Origin of the sequence: Romboutsia sp. (assembly GCF_051659545.1) — a bacterium.
Lineage (GTDB): Bacteria > Bacillota > Clostridia > Peptostreptococcales > Peptostreptococcaceae > JBOFOR01.
On the sequence record NZ_JBOFOR010000325.1, the window covers coordinates 1 to 2,086 of the forward strand.

General features: G+C 28.4%; 5 protein-coding genes. All 5 read left to right on the forward strand.

The window, feature by feature from the left end; genetic code table 11:
• Positions 1 to 493, forward strand: a 493-nt coding sequence (locus ACRC03_RS19325) for a flagellin (RefSeq protein ID WP_438654245.1), incomplete at its 5' end; no start/stop codon positions are given.
• Between the two features lie 12 nt (positions 494 to 505).
• Positions 506 to 898, forward strand: a complete 393-nt coding sequence (gene fliW / locus ACRC03_RS19330) for a flagellar assembly protein FliW (RefSeq protein WP_438654246.1) — start codon at positions 506 to 508, stop codon at positions 896 to 898.
• Positions 882 to 1,094, forward strand: a complete 213-nt coding sequence (gene csrA / locus ACRC03_RS19335; RefSeq protein WP_438654247.1) for a carbon storage regulator CsrA — start codon at positions 882 to 884, stop codon at positions 1,092 to 1,094. Before fliW ends, csrA begins: the two co-directional genes overlap by 17 nt.
• Positions 1,095 to 1,102: 8 nt before the next feature.
• On the forward strand, positions 1,103 to 1,480 hold the full coding sequence (gene fliS / locus ACRC03_RS19340) for a flagellar export chaperone FliS (protein WP_438654248.1): 378 nt from the start codon (positions 1,103 to 1,105) through the stop codon (positions 1,478 to 1,480).
• Positions 1,481 to 1,491: 11 nt separating this feature from the next.
• The coding region (locus ACRC03_RS19345) for a flagellar cap protein FliD N-terminal domain-containing protein (protein ID WP_438654249.1) at positions 1,492 to 2,086 on the forward strand (595 nt) is incomplete at its 3' end.

The window sequence follows — 2,086 nt, forward strand, 5'->3', positions numbered from 1 at the left end:
TGTAAATAATAAAAATGAAGATGGAACAATAAATACAGAACTTGATAAAAAATTAAGCGAAACATTGAAAGTAGATTTATCAGATGGTATAAGAATGGACTACAACTTAACAATAGATGATATAACAAAAACAGCAGGAGATAAGTCTGGAAATAAAAGTGGTTTAGAGATATTAAATAATATAGTTAAAGAGTTAGAGCAAGATCCAGTAGTTATGGAAAATATAAAGAATCTATCTACAGACTTAGATGGATATATGAATGATATATTAAACAATAGATCTTTAGTAGGTTCAAAAACAAATACAGTTGAAGCTGTAAAAGAAAGTAATGAAGCGAATATTTTAGAAATGACAGCAACATTTTCTTCAATACAAGATGTAGACTATGCAGAGAAATTCATGGAATTAAAGTCGGCTGAAATGATTTATAATGCAAGCCTGCAGGTTGGGGCAAAATTGATAAAACCTACAATACTAGATTACTTAAGATAGGAGCAGTATATAATGAACGTGTTTTTTAAAAAAGGAATACCAGGATTTGAAGAACTTAAAAAATTTACAATAGACGATTTAGAGGGAAATGATAAGTTTAAACTAATACAATCAGAAGAAGAAATTAGTTTTGTTGCAGTAAATCCTTTTGACATATATACGGACTATGAAATAAACTTAAATGATGAAACAATAAAAGAATTAGAAATAGAAAGTCCGAATGATGTATTAGTATTAAGTATATTAACTCTAGGAAAAACGTTAGAAGAAACAACAATGAATTTAAAAGCCCCAATAGTTGTTAATATAAAAAATAATCTTGGAAAACAATTTATATTGCAAAGTGAAGATTACCAAACTAAGCATCCTTTGATAAGGAGAGAAGACAATGTTAGTAGTTACTAGAAAAAAAGGTGAATCTATATTAATAGGTGATGACATAGAAATTAAAGTTAGTAAAATTGAAGATGGAAGTGTGAAATTAGCTATTTCAGCACCTAAGGATATGACTATTCTTAGAAATGAAGTATTAGAAAAAGTAAAACAAGAAAATAAAAATGCTATAAGTAGTGATTTAGACTTATTGAAACTACTTAAGTAGGGGGAAAGATGTATACAGCAAATCCATATAACACATATAAACAAAATTCAGTAAACACATCATCAAAAGAACAACTATTGCTTATGCTAGTAGATGGTGCAGTTAAATATACTAAAATAGCAAGACTAGCAATAGAAAAAAAAGATGTTCAAAGGGCTCATCAAGAGCTTGTTAGGGTTCAAGACATATTTTCAGAACTTATGGTAGCTTTAGACACTAATACTGGTTTTGCAAATGATTTATTCAATTTATATGATTTTATTAAAAATAAATTAGTAGAAGCAAATATGAAAAAAGATGTAAATATAATAGATGAAGTATTACCACTTATAGAAGAAGTTAGAGATATGTGGTATGAAGTATCAAAAAAAGCTAAGGGCTTATAGGAGGGGATAAAATGTCTTCGGTAAACTCAGTAAGAATACCTGGACTAGCTACAGGTATGGATACAGACCAAATGATAAAAGATATGTTGGTTGGGGAACAAAGCAAAGTAGACAAAGCTAAACAAAAAGAACAAAAAACTAAATGGCAGCAAGAAAGCTATAGAGATATTATCAAAAGTGTAAAAGGACTTTATGATAAATACTTTAGTGCTACCTCACCAGACTTTATACTAAGTACTAAAGTGTTTGGTACAACAACAATAACAAGTTCAAATAGTAATATTATAAGTGCTACTGCAGGAGCTGGTGCTAATAATATAAATTATAAGTTTAAAGTTACTGAAACTGCAAAACCACCAAAGCTAGAAAGTAAGGTAATAAGTAAAGATGAAACTATGGAAAAATATATAACTGGTGATTCATCTAAAATAACTATAAATGGAAAAGAGATTACCATAAACAAAACTGATACTATTAAAAATGTAGTTGATAATATCAATAAATCCTTTCCAGGGAGTGAAGTAAAAGCTATATACAGTGAAATGACAGGAAAATTTTCTATTGAAGGAAATAAAACAGGTTCATCATCTAAGTTAAGTGTTAGTG